Source organism: Lacihabitans lacunae (assembly GCF_042649125.1).
GTDB lineage: Bacteria > Bacteroidota > Bacteroidia > Cytophagales > Spirosomataceae > Leadbetterella > Leadbetterella lacunae.
Window position 1 is genome coordinate 4,535,453 of sequence record NZ_JBHRYQ010000001.1, and the last position, 20,673, is coordinate 4,556,125.

General features: G+C 36.1%; 10 protein-coding genes. 6 read left to right on the forward strand and 4 right to left on the reverse strand.

The annotated features are described in order from the left end of the window. The first annotated feature begins 193 nt into the window (after nucleotides 1-193). The 6 genes from ACFOOI_RS19375 to ACFOOI_RS19400 are packed head-to-tail and all read left to right on the forward strand — an operon-like array spanning nucleotide 194 to nucleotide 13,949. Nucleotides 194-1,930 (forward strand): hypothetical protein, encoded by a 1,737-nt coding sequence (locus ACFOOI_RS19375; RefSeq protein ID WP_379839740.1) that lies wholly within the window; start codon nucleotides 194-196, stop codon nucleotides 1,928-1,930. Between the two features lie 34 nt (nucleotides 1,931-1,964). Then, nucleotides 1,965-2,363 (forward strand): hypothetical protein, encoded by a 399-nt coding sequence (locus ACFOOI_RS19380; protein ID WP_379839741.1) that lies wholly within the window; start codon nucleotides 1,965-1,967, stop codon nucleotides 2,361-2,363. 52 nt (nucleotides 2,364-2,415) lie between these two features. Beyond that, nucleotides 2,416-8,742, forward strand: a complete 6,327-nt coding sequence (locus ACFOOI_RS19385; protein ID WP_379839742.1) for an RHS repeat-associated core domain-containing protein — start codon at nucleotides 2,416-2,418, stop codon at nucleotides 8,740-8,742. Beyond that, nucleotides 8,739-9,539 (forward strand): hypothetical protein, encoded by an 801-nt coding sequence (locus ACFOOI_RS19390; RefSeq protein WP_379839743.1) that lies wholly within the window; start codon nucleotides 8,739-8,741, stop codon nucleotides 9,537-9,539. The genes ACFOOI_RS19385 and ACFOOI_RS19390 overlap by 4 nt, the downstream gene beginning before the upstream one ends. A 4-nt stretch (nucleotides 9,540-9,543) precedes the next feature. Next, the gene (locus ACFOOI_RS19395; protein ID WP_379839744.1) at nucleotides 9,544-11,718 is read left to right on the forward strand and encodes a LamG-like jellyroll fold domain-containing protein; all 2,175 of its coding nucleotides are present in this window, start codon (nucleotides 9,544-9,546) and stop codon (nucleotides 11,716-11,718) included. Then, nucleotides 11,715-13,949, forward strand: a complete 2,235-nt coding sequence (locus ACFOOI_RS19400; protein WP_379839745.1) for a LamG-like jellyroll fold domain-containing protein — start codon at nucleotides 11,715-11,717, stop codon at nucleotides 13,947-13,949. The genes ACFOOI_RS19395 and ACFOOI_RS19400 overlap by 4 nt, the downstream gene beginning before the upstream one ends. Nucleotides 13,950-14,177: 228 nt before the next feature. On the opposite strand, the gene ACFOOI_RS19405 is transcribed toward ACFOOI_RS19400, so the two are convergent. The 4 genes from ACFOOI_RS19405 to ACFOOI_RS19420 all read right to left on the reverse strand — a co-directional run bounded on the left by ACFOOI_RS19405 (nucleotide 14,178) and on the right by ACFOOI_RS19420 (nucleotide 20,582). After that, entirely contained in the window at nucleotides 14,178-17,372 is a 3,195-nt protein-coding gene (locus ACFOOI_RS19405; protein ID WP_379839746.1) for a type I restriction endonuclease subunit R, read from the reverse strand. 3 nt (nucleotides 17,373-17,375) lie between these two features. Beyond that, nucleotides 17,376-17,981: an 8-oxoguanine DNA glycosylase OGG fold protein gene (locus ACFOOI_RS19410; RefSeq protein WP_379839747.1), complete on the reverse strand. Its 606-nt coding sequence runs from the start codon at nucleotides 17,979-17,981 to the stop codon at nucleotides 17,376-17,378. Continuing rightward, nucleotides 17,978-19,225, reverse strand: coding sequence for a restriction endonuclease subunit S (locus tag ACFOOI_RS19415; protein ID WP_379839748.1), 1,248 nt, complete (start codon nucleotides 19,223-19,225; stop codon nucleotides 17,978-17,980). The genes ACFOOI_RS19410 and ACFOOI_RS19415 overlap by 4 nt, the downstream gene beginning before the upstream one ends. 220 nt (nucleotides 19,226-19,445) lie before the next feature. Next, nucleotides 19,446-20,582: a Fic family protein gene (locus ACFOOI_RS19420; RefSeq protein ID WP_379839749.1), complete on the reverse strand. Its 1,137-nt coding sequence runs from the start codon at nucleotides 20,580-20,582 to the stop codon at nucleotides 19,446-19,448. Nucleotides 20,583-20,673 lie beyond the last annotated feature (91 nt).

Consider the following 20,673-nt stretch of genomic DNA (forward strand, 5'->3'; position numbering starts at 1 on the left):
TTCAATTGAAATCTTCAAAATTAATAATATTCAATGATTTTTAAAACTAAATAATATTTGTTGTCTGATTTCTGATTTTGGTTGGTCACTTACAGTAAATCGTTGTTCTACTATTGCAAAAAACTAAACATTTTGTTTGATTTAGTTTATGTTAGCTAGAAAGAGGATGTTTTAATAAACCCAAATCAAGTTTATGAAATTTTTGCGAATAATACTTTTAAGTTTATTTACCACAGTATTAATATTTTTGAATTCGTGTTTACCAAAAGGTCAAATTTCAGTTTCTAATCATAATGAAATAAGAAGTGTTTACGAACCCAAATTTGGAAGGAAATTAAAAGCAGAAAAAGATATTTACAAATGGATTAGAAAAAAGTATAAAAAGCCATTTTATATTGTACAATATTTTTATTCAAATAACCGAAAGTACATCGAAAAATTTACGGTTATCCCAAAAAGTAACTTTGAAAATTACATTTTTAAAAGTATATCTGATATAAATATTTTTGATAGGTGCTTAGTAAAAGATCTAGAAAAACAATTATATTTTGAAAAGTCATTTACAAGTAATTTTAGACAACTTAGCTTTGATGAATTAATAGTTTTATATTCTTATGAATCAACTACATTTAATAAATCATCCAAAAATAGATTAGCTGTAAATAATCAATCCATCGTTGAAGATTATTTAATAAAAGAATCCACTTCATTTTCTCAACTTGAAACCCTTTTAAAAAACTTACCACATCTGAATAATTCAGAACTTTTAGCGAATAAGTATTTTGCTAAAATAAATTCATTAGAAACCGCAATTGCTTTTTACAAGTCATTTTGTAAAAATGACAGCGATATCAAAAAGCAATATGATGAAAAACTTACGAAAGTACTTTTCAATTATACAGACAGTTTTTCTAAGCTGACCAACTTGGTGAGCCAGATTGATGCATTGAGAAGTTCTTCAGAATTATCTAAAAAAATGCTTAAAAGTATAAAAACAGTAGATGAAGCTTTAACTTATTACGATGTTTTTAAGAGTGTTGCAAAACATCAGGGAGACGTTTCTGAAGCAGGACAAAAAGCCATTGAATTGGCAAAAGATATAAATTCTTTAGGGAAAATTTTTAATAAATATACTTCTCTCGATATTCAGTTTTCAGCTCAATTAATGGCTAAACTATATTTAAATACCCCAAACGATTATATTTCATATTTCAATAGCTTCGGTAGAAATAGTATTTTTGAAAACTACCTAATTGAAACAATCAATTCTACAATACCATCTTACTCAAAGAAAAGCCTATTAAAAAGTCTAATCAAACACTATACAGGTTGGGAAATTGAACCAAAAAAAAGTTTTAAATTGAAATATTTAGTTCCTGCAAATACAGTCTGTGTTTTTACATTTACTGGTGTCCCTAGCAAGTTCAAAATAGAACAAGAATCGAATTATTACACATTAAATTTACACTACTTTGTTAGTGTTGCTGAAGATGGTAACAGCAAAAGAGCTGGCTGCAACAAGTCCATATTTAAAGCAGCAGGCGATGGCTTGGTTTTAAGCAAGTTAAGGCGTGTAAGTGAGTTAAAAAATAAGGATTTTAACATTTACTATTTAAAGAAATCCTCTCAAGATAGATTAATTGACTTCTCTTTTTTGAATGAACACTCATATAAAGACTTAAGATTTAGCATCCATTTTTTTGAAGGGGAAGATAATTTAAAACTAAGAGGCTATAGTGATAGGTGGTACGACTGTGATTATAGAGGTAGGTTATCTGAGTACAATTATCTTTCAGAAAAAGAAAGAGAGATGTCTGAAAATGAGTTTTTACGAGATATTCTATGTAATATTTTAGACCTATATCATGCCTTTGATTACAATGGAAAAGCCAATTTAAAGGAGGGGTTTTTAGGGGCTATTGATTTGTGAAAATTTTTATATTAATATTTTTTAACTAACAATTATGAAGAAAATCTTACCATTTATTTGTCTACTAATATTGTCATGCACACCTTCCAATGATAACCAAAAAACGGACAAAGAATCTGTTGAAACAGACAACCGTTCTTATGCTGGAAGTTGGCTTAAAGAAGATAAAAGTATTCGTATTATTATTGAAAAAATAAATGATGAGACCTTTGATGTTAAATATGTAACAGCAATCGATTTTGATAATGCTAAAATGGGTACAGTCATTACCGAACTTTCGGGTAAATATGACATGGTCGTCGATAAAAAAGCGATTCAAAAGCCAGTTGATTTTGACATGAACGATGTCAATACAATTGGGTCGGCTTACCAATTATACCTAACGGAGGGCGATAGGCTATACAATAATAAGTTCTTTTTTGATAGGGAATAGGATTGATATTAGACCAATACAGATGTTATAAATATAAACTCAAACAGCTTAAATGAGATACTTTTTACCAGCCTTTGTTTTTCTTTTCGTATCGGTATTTAGCGTTGATGCCCAAACCACAGTCCCTGGCGATAATTTCGGCTATACCTCTGGTAGCTTTCAGGTTAATGAAGCAGGTGCAGCTACATATAACATTCCTTTTGTAATTCCTCCCGGAACTGCCGGATTGCAGCCAAGTATTGGAATATCTTATAGTAGTCAAGGTGGCAATAGTTTTGTTGGTCTTGGTTGGACTTTGAATGGTCTATCTACAATTACAAGGAGTTCAAAAACGAGGGCACAAGATGAAACCGCAAGCACCACACAGCGGACAAAAGCAGTTAACACAGGAATCCATTTTGATAAATCTGACCGTTTCAGCTTAGATGGAGAACGTTTAGTTTTGGCTCCATCCTCCGTTAATACTACAATTCCCTTTGATGATAATTATGGTGATGATCAAACAATTTATTACACCGAGCAAAATAATTTCACAAAAGTAATACTTTACGAAAATTCTGGAACCAACAGTCCGCAGTATTTTAAGGCATATACAAAATCGGGGTTGATTTTTTATTATGGAAATACTACAGACAGCAGAATGGTTGACCCAGACAAAAATGTAGGCTACCAATGGCTGGTAAACAAAATTGAAGATAGGAATGGTAACTATATGACCTTCTCTTATGACCAAAATGCAACTTCAGGAGAGGTTTACCCCAATGAAATAAAATATACGGGTAATTCGAATACTGGTTTGGCTACCTATAATACAATACAATTTGAATTTGAGAATCGACCAGCGGCTGATGTTAAAGAAGTTTATGGTATTCGTTTTAATAAAAAGAACACTTATAACAAAAGATTAAAGTCGGTCAAGATTCTTTATCAAACTCAATTAGTTAGAGAATACAAACTTTCTTATATTTTACAGCAATACTCTTTATTAGAAAGGGTACAAGAATGTGATGGTTCCACATCTCAGAATTGCTTCGAACCTACGGTATTTGAATGGTCTAATATTGAAACCCCACAAGAAACAGAAGTAGAAGTCACTTCGGTTCCTGCTTCCAGTTTAGATAAGCGACTTTTTGGTGATTTTAATGGTGATGGTTTAAATGATATTCTTGTCTGGACGAGAAATAATACTACATTGACCTTTAAATTTTATGCTAATGATGGAAATGGGGAATTTGTCCCTGCCGATACAGTTACTGCAAACATTGGTGTAAGCTATGATCCAAGGGTTAGCATTGGTGAATTTAACGGAGATAATGTTAATGACATTACAGTCTCTTGGGTTCCTGTAAACGGAACGGCGAATGACGTACTTTTCTTAATTTCGGAACCAGCTTCTATGGTAGAAGGGCAAAGTTATGAATACCGTACTCAATATTATACAAAACTTACTCGCTTGGGTGCAAAACCTTATGATGATTTTATTATTGATATTAACCAAGATGGTATTTCCGATTTCCTTGATATGGAAACTGTAGGAAATAATAAAGTTCCAACTATTAATACGGTTTGGATGGCTCAAACCTTACCAGTTAATAGTACCACAAGCCAAGTATTTTATAATGCTTTAGATCAAACAGCCCTTAATAATTCCAATTATAACTTGGGATGGGCGAGTTCAGATACATCGCAAGTTCAATTTAGTGATATCGAAAATGATGGCTTAACAGATATTTTCATTTTTGATAAGGTAAATGGTCTATACTCTTTAGTAACACCACGCTCTGTTCGTACGGCAACTGATTTGACTAAACGTGAGAACCAATTTCAGGTAAAGGTTGATGAATCAGATAGAAACATTTTGAATAGTAGTATTTTAATTGGTACCAATAAGACCATCAATCTACTGGATATGAATGCTGATGGCTTGCCAGATTTAGTTGTTTTAGACCCTTCTACAAGCAAGCTGATAATTGTTCCGAATAAAGGGTATCGAAAATTCGAGACACAATCTGTTAATTACAAAGAAATTGCCTTTACTAATTTCACAAATTATCCAGAGCTATTTCCAAATGATTTCAATGCCGATGGCTTGATGGATTTGACTTTCTATAATAAAACAACTGGGGCAAACCGAACTTATCTGAACAACGGGAAATTTGCCTTTAACATAACCAATGTCATAACTGATGCTTTTCCATTATTTCAGTTTAAAGATTTTGGTGCAAATGTTGCGAAACCAGTTTATGGTCATTTTCTGAATGGTTCACATCTTGATTTACTATATTACAACACCACAGATAGTAAATGGTATGTTCAAAAACTTCGTCAAAACCAAGGATTTACCATAAAACGCTTTACCAATGGAGCGGGACTTAAACACGAGGTAACTTTTGACAACCTACTTAACGACCAATTATACGAAAAAGCAGGACTCGTAACATTCCCGAACATTGATATTCAAGCACCGCTGTATGTAGTATCGAAGGCATCTACCTATGCTGGTGGTGGAAACGAAATAGCTACTCAAAAATACCGCTATTGTGGTGCCACTATAAATGTAGAAGGCCGAGGCTTCCGAGGTTTTACCATGATTATGGAGATCGATAGTGTAACCGGTATCTATGATAAACGTTATTTCAGACAAGGAGATGACCAATGGAAATACACAGGTCAAACGGTCATTAAAACCGAAAGATTCACTTCTAATGGTATTTTATTAAGTAGGAGTTCCCATGCTCCATCACTTTTAAAATTCCCTAATAATAATTATGCTAAAAGCTTCTTTTCTTATGCGGCATCAGATAGCACCGAGGACTTCGTAAACTATCGAACTCAAGCCAGTAAACAAACAATGGATAACTACGGTAATCCGTTGACCATTGTAGCGAGTTCTGGAAATGGCTTCAAAGATTCAACGGCTAATGTGTACACTGATGATTATACCAGTTGGATTTTAGGTCGATTAACTTCTGCAACTGTTACCCATTTTGCTCCAAATGTTTCTTCTGAAACAAGAAAAGCAATTTTTGAATATAGCAGTACTACTGGTCAACTGACCAAAGAAACCTCCGATGCCAATTTACCTGCTATTGACAGAGTGATAAAAACATATGTTTATGACACTTACGGCAATATTCTTACTAGTACTACAAACGCATGGAACGGCACAGCCTACGAAGATAGAATAGTTCAAACTCAATTTGATAACCTCACCAATAGGTTTGTCACTCAAGGCACAAATCCGCTTGGCCACATTTCAAGTGCTGTATACGAACAAAAATTTGGCGTTCCACTTCAAGAAACTGATATAAATGGCTTAACTACTACCTACGAATACGATGGTTATTCTCGGCTTATAAAAGAAACCATGCCTGATAATACTTGGCATACGGTAGCCTATAGAAAAGCTAACAATTCTTTTTTTAATAGCCCAACGGGTGGTGTTTTCCTTACATATAATCAATCGAGCAATGGACAAATAGGTATTGAACATTATGACGCTTACAACCGAGCTATCGAGAGTAAATCAAAAGGTTTCGATGGCACTTGGGTAAAAGTAACACACGAATTTTTAAGAAAATCTACACCAGAATTTAGAGAAACTATTCGAGATTCTTATCCTTATTTTGAAGGTGATACACCCGCTGGGTTCACTCAGAGAGAAGTAAATAAATTAGGACAAGTAGTAGAACAAAAAGTATCGAAAACTGGAGGGCTACGATCTGCCAAAAGCGAATTTGCTGGTCTAATTCATGAAGAGTATAATTTTAAAAATCAAAAACGTACTGCCATTTATGATCAGGCAGGTCGTGTAACGGAGGCTCGGTACAACGAAGCCAACAATCTGTTTTTTACATACGATGCCATGGGTAGGTTGCTTACTACTACCGACGTAAAAGGTAATGTAATAAGTAATGTGTACAATACCCGTGGACTAAAAGTAAGTATGACTGACCCAGATATGGGTACCTATCAATACGAATACAATGGTTTCGGAGAGCTTACCAAACAGACTTACCCAAATGGTGATGTGGTAACCATGACCTATGATAAACTCGGACGATTAAAAGTACGCACCGATGTAGATGGCACTACCACCAATACTTATGATACAGGTAACAAAGCAAAGGGAAGTTTAACGGCTGTAAGCTCGTATGTGTCAAGTCATAGTTTTACGTTTGATAATTTAGGACGTAAAAGCCAAGAAAATCTGACTCTAAATGGCACCACTTACACAACCGCTTATACTTACGATACGCAAGGAAGGATAAATACCATAAGTTACCCCGCCAATAACTTGGTGCTCAAGTACATCTATAATAGTTATGGTTATTTAGCTGAATTACGAAACAATGCCAATAATTCTCTTTTTTGGAAAGCTGAAAGCATTGATGCCAGCGGAAATGTAACACTCCAAACATTTGGAAATGGCGTAAAAACTGAGCAGGAGTATGAAGCGGCTACTCAATACTTACGTTCTATTCGTTCGTTTAATGGTAGCCAAGACCTTCAGCATTTTACCTATCAGTTTAATGACCTGGCTCACCTAAGTAGCCAAAAAGACGAAATGCGAAATAATACCGAGAGTTTTGAGTACGATGATTATAACCGCTTAGTTGAAACAAAACTAAATAATACTACTACTACAACTTTAGAGTATGATGTATTGGGAAATATCATTTACAAGTCTGATGTTGGCCAGTATGAATATGGAGGGGTAAATAATGGCCCGCACCGTTTAATAAATGTCCGGACAAAGGATGCCAACGTTACCTGCTCTTTTACACTCAACATCAATACCACTTATACTTCATTTAATAAAGTTAAGACCATTTCTAATGATACTTCTTCAGTTCAGGTTTTTTATGGACCAGACCAACAGCGTATCATGCAGAAAATGTACGTAAATGGTAATTTGATTCGTACCAAACTATATTTAGGTGGATTGGTAGAGATAGAAGCCTTTACCAACGGAAAAATTTTACAGACCAGCTTTATAGGAGGGGTAGGCATACAACTGAAAGAAACCATTGGGGCAACTACTACTACTATATTAAAATACTATTTAAAAGATCATTTAGGTTCTGTAACTGGCTTAACCGATGCTGCAGGTGCATTGGTAGAAGAGTTTAGTTATGATGCTTGGGGACTACGGCGTAATGCTGATTGGACTGCTGCCAGTACTTCAGCAAACTCCTCCCATGATAGAGGTTTTACAGGCCACGAGCATTATGATCTCTTCGCTATGATTGATATGAACGGGCGTGTTTATGACCCAGTTTTAGGTCGTTTCCTTCAACCTGACCCCTTTATTTCAGACCAATTTGATTTGCAGGCATATAATAGATACAGCTATGTCTTAAATAATCCTTTAAGCTTGACTGATCCTAGTGGCTATTGGCCAAAGTTTATTGATAATTTTTTCGAATCAGTAGGGAATATTTTCAATTCGGTGGTCAACTTCGCAAAAGAGAATTGGAAACCTTTACTTGTAGCGGCGGTAGGTATTGGGGTTGCTATTTTTGCAGGACCTGCTATCGCAGCATATTTCGGAGGTAATACCTTTGGAGCTGTAATGGCAGGTGCTGCTGCTGGATTTACTTCGAGTGTTACTGGTTCATTATTAAATGGCGGTGGACTAAATGATGCCTTAAAGTCCGGTTTAAAAGGTGCGTTGATAGGTGGATTAAGTGCTGGATTAGCTTACAATGTTGGACAACTTGCTGGACATGGTAATTTCGCCAATTCCGATTGGTCTAAGAAAGCGGAAATTCTCAGAATTAAGATTGTAGGTCACGGAGTAACACAGGGAATAGTTGCCGAAGCAAGTGGTGGTAAATTTATCCATGGATTTATTAGCGGTGCGGTTGCGGGAGGTACAGAGGATGCTATCGGGTCATATTTTAAGAGCTTTAGCAAAAGTATTGTAGCAGCTTCTATTGTTGGTGGCGTAACTTCAGAGTTAACCGGTGGGAACTTTCAAAACGGTGCTATTACAGGTGCTTTTGTTATGGCCTATAACTATTGGGGAGAATCCACAGTAAATTATTTAAAAGAAGAGGTTATTAAAAAAGGAATTACTGATGGAACAAAAACTGCGGTTAAACTTTTATCCAAAAATCATAGAACAGTTAGTTTGGCAACAAATGATTTACCTCCGGTTATTGATTTGTTATTCGATATACAATCATATGTTTTGTCTGGAATTGAAATTGGAGTTAATGAATATTATGGAAATTATAATATAGCTAATGCTGCAAAAGAGAAATTAATTTTTCAGGTGGGGTTACAATATAATCCTACAATACCCACATACAAAAAAGTAATTCTTATGGAAGTATTCAATAAAACCGTTGATTTAAAGTATAACATAAAATGAGAGAATATTTATTTGCCTTTGTGTTTATAATTATTTCCATCACATCAAATTCTCAGTCTTTACTTATTGCCGAATATGATTTAAATGGAAACGTATCATCCAAACAAACTAAAGGCAGTAGCAGTATCCCTGAATTAAGTGCAAACCCTGAGAATACGAATCCCGGGCAAGCATCGGTGCTGACCGCAACGGGTTGTGCGGGTACTATTCAATGGAGCACGGGGCAAACGGGTAATAGCATTACGGTTAGCCCACTATCATCCACCCATTACACCGCTGAGTGTATAGAAAGTGGCTGTGGTGCTAATGGTTTTGAACGAGTCAAAGTCAATGTTATCGCATGTGAGGTTTATACTCTTACTGCAATTACTGCAGTAGCCTCTGTAAAACTTGGTCAGCCAGTGAGTCTTTTTGCCTATGGCTGTCCGGGGGGCATCATAAAATGGAGTACAGGTCAAGTAGGCGGTCAAATAAGCACCAAAGTGTATGAAACTACAGCTATTTATAAAGCCACCTGCACATCTGAATTTTGTGATGACCAAGGCTCTGCTTATGTAATTGTTGGTGGCACTACGGGCTGTGCAAATGGTGATGTACTACTAACCAAACAAGCAGGTAGTTGGGCAGACCCAGCCACATGGGCTTGTAACCGTGTGCCCGGTATAAACGATGAAGTATTGCTAAACCATGAAGTTACACTTTACGGAATAAACGGCTACGCCAAAACCATCATTTTCAAAAACGGAACCTTAATCTATAGTGATACGGGCAAGTTATACACCTCTGCAAACAATTAAAAACATGAAAAATATCAGCATTTTACTCTTGCTAATTTTGCCTTTTGTCACTTTCTCGCAAGCACCCACAAGTGGCTTAGTGGCCTATTATCCTTTGGACGGTGGGGCTGCAATTGATGCAAGTGGCAACAACCGAAATGGTAACCTTTCGGGAGGAATAACCCAGACTGCTAATAGGTATGGAGAAGACGGGAAAGCGTTGATGTTTGACGGTATAAATGGATCGATTGTAGTATCCAACTGGAACATCTTGACAGGAAACGCTAGTAGGTCAATGTCATTGTGGTTTAAAACAAGTGGTTATCCTCCACTTCATAGTGTTTACTTAATTTGGGGGGCAAGTGCAGTAAATCAAACAAGTTGGTTGGGTACATATACTTCTGCTGGAAATAAACTTTTACATTTTTCAGCTGGTTCTGTAAATATTGTCTCCGTTTCTAACCAGCCTCAATATTATGATAATAGTTGGCATAATATGATAGTTACCTCTAATGGAACTACCATAAAACTCTACTTAGACGGTGTAGAAGTAGGTAGTTTAAACGGCACATTAAATACTGCAAGTAGTTCATTATTTATTGGTCGTTTTATTACCGCCAGCGATTACTTTAAAGGTGCTTTAGACGACATCAGAATATACAATAGGGCTTTATCCCATCAGGAAATTCAAACTATGTACCTCTCGGAAGTACCGAGCCAATATAACACCGAACTGGTAAAGATTGGCTCTGATAGATTCATACATAATACTGGTGTTGCCAATACCTACATGGGCGTAAGGGCGGGTTTGAATACCAATGGGTCTAATAATACCTTTTATGGTTTTGAATCTGGGCAGAGTGGTTCATCAGGGGATAATAATACGTTTGTGGGAACAAGTGCAGGTAAAGTAAACGTGGGTTCAGCCAACACGTTTATAGGCACAGAATCGGGACTTACAAATACTAGTGGTGGAGCGAACACATATTTAGGTCATAAAGCTGGAAACTCACAAAATACTTCAATGAATGTTATGATCGGTGCAGGTTCAGGTCAATACTCCGAAACTGGTGACAGAAACGTATATATCGGTTATCAAGCTGGATATGGCAACAGCAATGACAAAAATGTAGGTCAAAGAAATGTAAATATTGGCTGGAGTGCTGGTTATAAAAACACCACCGGCAATTACAACACTCTAACTGGATATCAAAGCGGATTTGCAAACCAGACAGGCATTTCAAATACATTTTATGGTTACAATACAGCTAGTAGTTTAGATGGAGGAAATCATAATACACTACTAGGTTATAATGTTGGGCAATATTTAATTAGCGGTAATTATAATACATATTTAGGTAGCCAAAGTGGGCGAGGGGCGGCTTCACCAAATCAAAATACTGGAAGCTCAAACTCTGTTGTAGGTTACGCTGCAGGATATAAAAATACCACTGGTTCAGAAAATAGTTTCTTTGGATATACAAGTGGGTATTTTAATACCATTGGAAGCAAAAACACTTTTATTGGGCGTGAGGCCGGATTTAATTCCACAACCGGAACAAACAATACATTTATAGGGCACGAATCTGGTCTTGAATTAGTGTCAGGTTCAAATAACACTTTCATTGGTAGGCAGGCAAATAGTATAGGTAGTAGTAAAGCAATTCTTCAATATTCAGCTGCAATAGGTGCAGAGGCAAAAGTGTCAGTTAATAATGCAATTGTACTTGGTGATACAATTAGAGGAATAAAAGTAGGGATAGGCATGACAAATCCACAATATCCGCTCGATGTAAAAGGTGTTGTAAATATGCGAATTGGTTTCAATTCTCCTGGTATAAAAATCAATGGAAATGACTTCATGGGTCTTGATCAGGATGGCGAATATTGGGTTTCTAATTTTAAAATGAAATATTCTGATGAAAGTCAATGGGCTGATAAAGTATTTACTCCTAGTTATGAAGTTTTGGCTTTAAATAATCTATCACAATTTATACATAAGAACGGTCATTTACCAGGAATTCCATCGGCTTCAGACGTTGTCCAAAATGGTGTAGAGATTCAAAAAATAATACCTGCATTATTAGCCAAAATAGAAGAATTAAGCCTTTATCTTATTGATCAGCAGAAAGCTATCGATATTATTAAATCTGAAAACACAGAACTTCAGGAAGAAGTCAAAAAACTGAAAGCATTATGAAAAAAAATCTCCTCTTTTTGTTTCTAATTTTTCTTAACTTTTTATCAAATGCCCAGGCACCTAGCAGCGGTTTGGTAGCCTATTATCCTTTAGATGGAGGTGTTGCTTCAGATGCTTCAGGAAATGGTCATGATGGCAACCTTACAGGTGGTATAACCCAAACTGCCAATAGATATGGCGAAGATGGGAAAGCCATGCAGTTTAATGGAACAAATGGTCTAATAGTTATAGACAATTGGCAAACAATTACTGGCGGATCTGCAAGATCAATTAGTGTTTGGTTTAAAACTTCATTGCCGATCAAAACAGAGTATATGGTATCATGGGGCAACTATGGTAATTTTTGGGCTAGTTATTTAGGAACCTACATGTGGAATGGCGGAAGATATTTAGGTTTTGTAGGATACAACAGTGATAATTTTATTACTAATCCTTTCCAATTTTATGATAATAGCTGGCATCACATGATAATAACATATGAAAATTCAAATAAGAATTTATATGTAGATGGAGTATTACAAAAAACTACTACCGGTGCTTTATCCACCACAAGTACAAAACTTAGATTAGGTAGTAATTCTGGAGGTGGCGATTTGTATTCTGGAGCACTAGATGATGTCAGAATTTACAATAGAGCTTTGACATTACAAGAAATACAAACTATGTATCTATCCGAGGTACCAAGTACGTATAATACCGAATTGGTAAAGATTGGCTCCGATAGGTTCATACATAATACTGGCATTGCCAATACCTACATGGGCGTAAGGGCGGGTCTAAACAGTAACGGCTCAAATAATACTTTCTACGGCTTTGAATCAGGTCAAAGTGGTAGTGCAGGGGATAATAATACTTTTATGGGAACAAGTGCAGGTAAAGTAAACGTGGGTTCAGCCAACACGTTTATTGGTGCAAACGCAGGAAAGGCTACTTCTTCTGGAAGTGAGAATATATTTGTTGGTTCCGGAAGTGGTACGAACAATACAACGGCAAATAATAATATTTTTCTTGGGAGTGGTAGCGGCCAAACTAATACAATTGGCGGTGCTAATATTTATATTGGTTCTAAAGCAGGGAGTATACAAAATACAGGTGCAAACGTAATGATAGGGTTTGCCGCAGGACAATATTCAGAATCTGGAGCAGATAATGTATTTCTGGGGTATTACGCTGGAAGAGGTGCTTCTTCTTCCGAAAGGAACACAGGAAGACGTAACGTATTTATCGGGCGACAATCAGGATACTCTAATACAACAGGTCAATACAATACTTATTCGGGCTATTACAGCGGCTACAAAAATACAACAGGAATTGCCAATTCTCACATTGGTTACTTAGCAGGTTTCAATCAGGATGTAGGAAATCATAATACAACTGTTGGATATAGCTCAGGTACTTACATGAGTAGTGGTCAAAATAACACGTTTGTAGGGAGTGGTTCAGGTAGGGGGACGTCGGCTTCTATTTTAAATTCTGGTGACAATAATTCGTTACTGGGATATGCTGCCGGGTACAATCTAACTACCGGTTCAGAAAACAGTTTTATTGGTTCGGTTAGTGGTTATAGTAACACTACCGGTGCGGCCAATACGCTCATTGGTCGAGAAAGTGGTTATAATTTAACAACGGGCTCTCAAAATACTTTTATCGGGCACGAATCAGGAAAAGAACTTGTAACAGGTTCATATAACACGTTTGTTGGGAAGCAAGCAAACTCCATCGGCACAAATGCACAAACTTTACAATATGCGGCTGCAATTGGTGCCAATGCAAAAGTTTCGGTAAGCAATGCCATTGTTTTGGGAGATACCATCAGGGGAATAAAAGTAGGGATTGGCATGACAAATCCACAATATCCGCTCGATGTGAAAGGTGTTGTTAATATGCGTGTAGGGTTTAATAATCCGGGTATTAAAATCAATAATCAAGATTTCATGGGTATTGATGAAGGAGGAGAATTTTGGGTTTCGAACTTCAAAATGAAATATAAGAATGAACATGAATGGGCAGATAAAGTATTTGAAAAAGGCTATAAACTCAAACCAATAAGTGAAGTAGTATCTTTTGCAGAAAGGAACAAAAGGCTTCCCGGGATGCCTTCAGCTGAAACTGTATCAACTGATGGTGTTGAAATACAAAAGATGGTTTCACTTCTCTTAGAAAAGGTTGAGGAGTTGACTATTTATGTTTCTGAATTAGAGAAGAAAATAAAAGTTTTAGAAAATAAATAAATTCGCGTTAATGTTTCAACTAAAATGCATTGGAGAAAGTATATAAAAGATCTTGGCGTCGTAAGGTCATCAAATGTGTATTATTTTGTAATTTTAGAGACACACTTATATAATTCCTGATATTTTTTAAATGGGCTTTTATAGTTTCTTTTTCTCTGCTACAGTCATTGTGATTGGAATGTTTATTTAATGTTTGTTCTTTTAATTTTAGTGGAGTACCTCAACTCATCATTCCGGCTCCGCAGCCATGGATAGGGGAGTGTCGTTGTTTTTGTTTAGGGTGTACGTTTTAGTACTAGTAAAATCATTTGCCAACAGCTTTGCTTGCTCCAGTACTGTTTCGGTGGCTTTGGCTTGCATGTTTGGTGGATAGCCATGCTTTCTTAGTATTTTCTTTACAGCAATTCTCATTTTGGCTTGGAGGTTTTCTCTTACCGTCCAGTCAATGCTTGTGTTGGCTCTTACTGTATCTACTAATTCACGTGCGATGTGACGTAAAATCTCATCTCCCAGTACCGATACGGCACTGTCGTTTACTTCTAGTGCTGAATAAAAGGCAAACTCCCTAAAGTCAAGTCCAAGTTCTTCTCCTTTTCGGTCGGCTTCTTTTATTTCTTTGGCCAGTTTTATTAGTTCATCTATTACTTGGGCTGACGTTATCAAGTTGTTTTGATAGTTTCGGACAGAATTCGATATCATTTCAGAAAACTTCTTCGACTGCACAATATTCGTTTTTTGTCTTGTCTTTATCTCGTCATTCAATAGTTTTTTTAGCAACTCCAAAGCAAGGTTTTTGTGATTCATTCCTTTTACCTCTGCCAAAAACTCATCAGAAAGGATAGAGATATCCGGTTTCTTAATTCCTGCTGCATCAAAAATATCTACTACGTCTTCAGCCACCACTGCATCTGATAATATTTGCTTGATAGCCGTATCAAGGTCATATGAACTTATAGACTTACCACTTTCGGTTACTTTAACTATTCGTGCTTTAATGGCTTGAAATAAACCCACTTCATCTCTGATGTCGTTTGTAAAAGGATGCGGTACCGAAATGGCGAATGATTTTGATAACGTAGTTACGGAAGCCGTAAATCTGGCTTTTCCATCTTCCAATCCTAAAATAAAATTGGCTGCTTTGATTGGGAAATACAGCTTTTCTTTTGGAGTTAAACCAAAGAAAGCTTGATAGTCAAAGCCCTTAGGTTCTGTTAGCTCGGTAGGTTGCTCTTCAAACATCTGGGCCACTATTTCGTATTTGCTCATCATAACCGATGCCGCTTCCTCCTGGTCAAATGTAGGCTTTCCTTTGCCGCCACTTTCAGTGTAAACAGATAAGGCTTTTTTGAGGTCGGTTGCTATGCCGATATAATCCACCACCAAACCACCTTCTTTGTCTTTATATACTCGGTTTACACGTGCTATGGCTTGCATGAGGTTATGGCCTCTCATGGGCTTGTCTATGTAGAGTGTATGCATACTTGGTGCATCAAAACCAGTAAGCCACATATCCCTTACAATGGCAAGTTTAAGGCTGTCTTTCGGGTCTTTTAGGCGTTCGCCTAATGCCTTTCTTTTCGGTTTGTTTCGTACATGAGGCTGGAAATTCAAAGGATCAGAAGATGAACCTGTCATTACCACTTTTATAGCTCCTTCGGTATCCTCGTTGCTGTGCCATTCGGGTCTTATTTTAACAATCTCGTCATAGAGGTCTACACATATTCTTCTACTCATACATACTATCATGGCTTTGCCGTCAAGTATGGCATTTCTAGCCTCAAAATGGGCTACAATATCCGCAGCTATTAGCGACAAGCGATGTTGGTTACCAACTATGGCTTCTAGTCTTGCCCATTTGGCTTTCAGCTTCTGTTGGCTGTTAAGTTCTTCGGTTTCGGTTAATTCCTCAAAGTCTGAATCAACTCTCGGGATCTCTTCTTCTTTTAGTTTGATTTTGGCCAGTCGGTTTTCGTAAAAAATACGTACGGTGGCTCCGTCTTCTACAGCTTGCTGAATGTCGTATACATCTATATAGTCTCCAAAAACCGCCTGTGTGTTTTTGTCTGTGTTTTCTATGGGTGTGCCTGTAAAACCGATAAATGAAGCATTGGGCAAGGCATCACGCATGTGTTTTGCAAAACCATCCATAAAGTCGTATTGGCTTCGGTGTGCTTCGTCTGCTATTACTACTATGTTTCTTCGGTCTGACAGCTCGTCAAATTTGCCTTTGATATTCTTGAACTTTCCATTGCCCAAATCTATCTTTTCCTCTACTTCAGGTAAGAATTTTTGGATGGTGGTAAATACAATACCGCCTGAGGTTACAGACAATAGTTTCTTTAAGTCGTCTCTGTTTTCTGCCTGAACGGGTGTTTGCCTTAGAATGTCTTGACTCAACGAGAATGTTTCGAAGAGTTGGTCGTCAAGGTCGTTTCTGTCGGTCAATATTACCAAGGTCGGGTTGTTGAGTGCCAATACCAATTTACCTGCATAGTAAGCCATAGAAAAGCTCTTTCCGCTGCCTTGTGTATGCCAGATTACTCCGGCTCTTTGGTCACCGTTTTCCGCCGTTGCTTTTTTGGTGGCTTCCACCGCTTTATTTACCGCAAAATATTGGTGATACCGGGGTACTATCTTGGTAATTTTCTCTTTGTTAAGTTGAAAAATAGTAAAGTGACGGATAAGGTCAAGCAAAACCGTTTTGTTTAGCATACCTTTGACCATAACCTCCATTTGAGGGATGTTTTCGTCTGCTACTAATTTGCCATCTATGGATTTCCACGGGACAAAAAACTGCTTGGGAGAAGTCAATGAACCGTAAAGTGCATCCCAACCGTCAGATGCTACGAGTAAGGTGTTGTATTGAAAAAGGCTTGGTATGGTTTGTTTGTAGGTCTGTAGTTGGTTAAATGCCGCATGCACGTTTGCGTTTTCGTCTACCGCATTTTTAAGTTCTATAACAACTAAGGGCAAACCATTTACAAACAAAATAACATCAGGCCTTTTGTTTACACTTCCTTCTATTACCGTAAATTGGTTTACTACCAAAAACTCGTTGTTGCTTGGTGTTTCGTAATCAATCAGCCAAACTTTATCTCCGGCTATTCGGTCACCTTTTCGATATTCTATGTCTACACCTTCAGTTAGGTATTTGTGAAACTGATAGTTGTTTTGGAATAATTCGGGGCTATCTGCACGCAGTACTTTCTTTAGTGCTTCTTCTTGTGCCTCGTAGGGTATGTTTTTGTTAAGTTTGGCTATAGCTTCCTGCAAGCGATTTTTTAACACTACTTCAGCATATTCTCTTTCGGGATATTCACCATCTGGCGAAATCGTTTTTCCGTTTATGTAAACATACCCCAAATCAACAAACTCCTGTATGAAAACTTGCTCTATGTGGTCTTCTGATAGTACTGCTGCCATGGTTCAGATGGATTTTCCGTTTTGGTCAAATAAATAAACTTCGAGTTGCTCAGGTGTTATATTAAACGAAGTGGCCATTTCTTGCATACGCTCCAAGTAGTTGATATAAATTCCCACTTTATATGGATTTAAGTCTTTTCTTAGTAGTTCAAAATCAGCAAATACTTTTATTGAATTTATAACTTTTTCATCTAAGATCAAGCAAGGTGTTTTGTTAAATGTGTTACCATTAAAAAACAAAAGCTTTGTAACGGTCGAAGGGCCAATTCCTTCTATTTGCATCAATGCACCAAAAGCAAAGTATAATTCTGCTAAATTTAACTCATTTTTGTGTTTAAGTAGTTGAGCTATTAGCGTGATATTTTGCATGGTAGGTCTAAACCGTCTCATTGCGTTGGGGTAGCCCCAAGCCAAAGTTCTGATTATGCCACGTTCTTTATTTCCACTTTCAAAGTCTCTTTTTATTTCATCACGATTTATAGCAATTGAGTTAGCTCCAAAATGCTTAACATAGACCTCGTTTTTTAACCAAAATGCACTCTTTATCACCTCAAAAGGTATTTTCTCTTTTTGAATTTTCTGTAGGATATGTAATTTATCTATTTTCATATCTCATTTATTTGTAACTCTCCTGAAATGAGCTTGGGTAATAGTGTATCTCTCAGGTTGGTTAATTCTTGGTTTTCAAGCAAGTTTATTCTCAGCTGTTCAAACAATAGGTCAATTTGTAGCATATATTCATTCAAAATATTCTTTTGGGGAATAAGACAATTAATTTGTTTGAAGTTAGTTTTCGAAATCTCTAAAAATGTGGAACCATTGGCTCTCTCAATTATTAAGTCCATATTAGATTTTATCCAATATAGGATGTACAAGTTTGAAAAACCTTGTTTTGCATTTATCGCAATGTACCCTTGATTTATAGCCGTTTCAATTTCAGTTATTGCCAAATAACCAATAGGTGCTCGGGAAGAAAGTAATAAAGTACCTTTCGGTAATAAACCAGAGCTTATTTTTTTTAAGCCTTCTTTGGTGACTTTTTTATCTGTATTTAAAAGTAATGGAAAGTGTAAATTAGATAAGTCTCTTGGACTTGTCCAATGAAACTCTCCATCCCAAAATAACGGTTCTTTTGTGCTTGGCGTAGTTCCCCCTTTTACCTCTAAAATATCGTTAAGTACGCCAACTTCCCACCCCTTAGGAATTTCCCCTAACTCGCTATCTATCATTTCGCCACCTGATGATTTGTAAGGTTCTCCGTTTTCGTTGGGAAACTCAAAATCTATAAACCATTGCTTAAAGAGGGTTTGGGCAAGGTTTTCTAACTCTTGGTTTATTTTGTTGTTGAGTTCTATTTTGTCGTCAAGGGAGGAGAGGATTTCTGCTATGGCGGTTTGGGTTTCAATATCTGGAACAGAAGCGAAAACAGTATCAAAAGTATTTCTTGTAATTGTATCAAAAACAGCTCCGTGAGCATTTCTTTTTAATTCTGAAATTTTACATTTCATCAAATAATAAAGAAAATCATTTGTGCATATTTCCGATTTAGCATTAAGTCCATAACAAGATTGATTAAAAGCCATATCACGACCTAAAACTGCCAATTCACCAACTGTACCACGAGCCGATATGATGATTTGACCTTTTTTTAAAATTTTAGTGCTTGAATTATTTAAACCCAATTCTGTAATTTTCTTTTCCGTATCAAATACTTTTTTCTCTGCATTGCCGAAATCTACAACTGATAACCAAGGAATATCTCCATCCCAATACTTTGGAATTTTAGTTTTTGGTGTTCCTCCACCTATTACATCCATTAAATCCGATAATTTATATTCTTTCCAGTTGGTCATTTAAATGGTGTTTATTTTTAGTAATGAAAGAATAGAAAACAAAACAAAGTATTGATTATCAAGTTTTTGAATGTTTTTATTTTCGGTTTTATTTTTCATTTGTTTTTTTTAGAAATTGGCAGTTTTGTTTTCATTTGCTTTTAGCTGAAACGAAATCAAACCACTATCTATCAATTACTTATGTTATTTGCTTATGAGATTTACTTTTTATTTGCTTTTTTTAGAAGAGTTTAATGTATTCGTCAAATACAAATACTCGATTACGGCTTTGTCCTGTCATTTCTTTTAAGATACCTGCATTTACAAATTCGGTTACCAAATCGTTAGCTGTTTTGTAGCTGCTGTTAGTGATTTCTTTTACTTGGTTTACGTGTATTACAGGTTTTTTAAATAGATGCTGTAATAGTATGGTTGCATTATTGGCTCTTTTACCAAAATTGGTGTTTATATTCATTTCCAATCTGGCTTTTAATTCGAGTACATTAGATAGGGTTTGAGTAGCCATTTCAGCAGTTTCAGCAACACCTACCAAAAAATATTTAAGCCATTGTTTCATATCATTTTTAGACCTTACAAAAGTGAGGTTATCATAATACAAGCCTTTGTTTTTCTCAAAGAATGCAGATAAATATAGAAGCGGTTTGTTTAATATTTTTTGATCCACTAAAAATAAAGTAATAAGCAAACGACCAATACGACCGTTTCCATCTAAAAATGGGTGAATGGTTTCGAATTGGTAATGAGCAATTCCGATTTTCACTAATGCAGGTACATTTATATCTTCGTTGTGAAGGAATTTTTCTAAATCACCCATTAGTTCGTTTACATAGATTTGATTAGGTGGTATAAAAACAGCATCAGCTAAACTGTTGCCTCCAATCCAATTTTGGGAGGTTCTAAACTCTCCTGGTTGTTTGTGTTCACCACGCACACTATCTAAAAGAATCTGATGTGTTTTTTTAATTAAACGTGAAGAAATCGGAAGAGTTTCTAACTCTTTTATGGCTTGGTTTAATGCTTTGATGTAGTTATTTACTTCAACCCAATCATTTTTTCTTTCTGGTGAAATTTCATCTTCATCTAAAAGTGCTTCATCCATTTGAGTTTGTGTCCCTTCAATTCTACTTGACACCACAGCTTCTTTAGTTACGTGTAGTTGGATGAATAAATCAATGTTGGGAACAAGTCTTGAAAATGAATTTAGTTCACCTAACTTAATAGCCGCTTTTTCTAATAAAGTATTAATGCTTTGGTCTTCCCAAATCCACGAATCATTTATTTCATTGGGCATAAAATAGGTATAGCCTGTTTGGTGCTTTATTTGTTTACCTGCTACATATTTTTCTAAATTTATCATTGTCTTTTTTATTTTCGCAAAGTAACATAAAAATATTCTTATTTTACTTTAATCTCCTTAAACTAAAATAAGCGATTTCTTATTTTAGTTT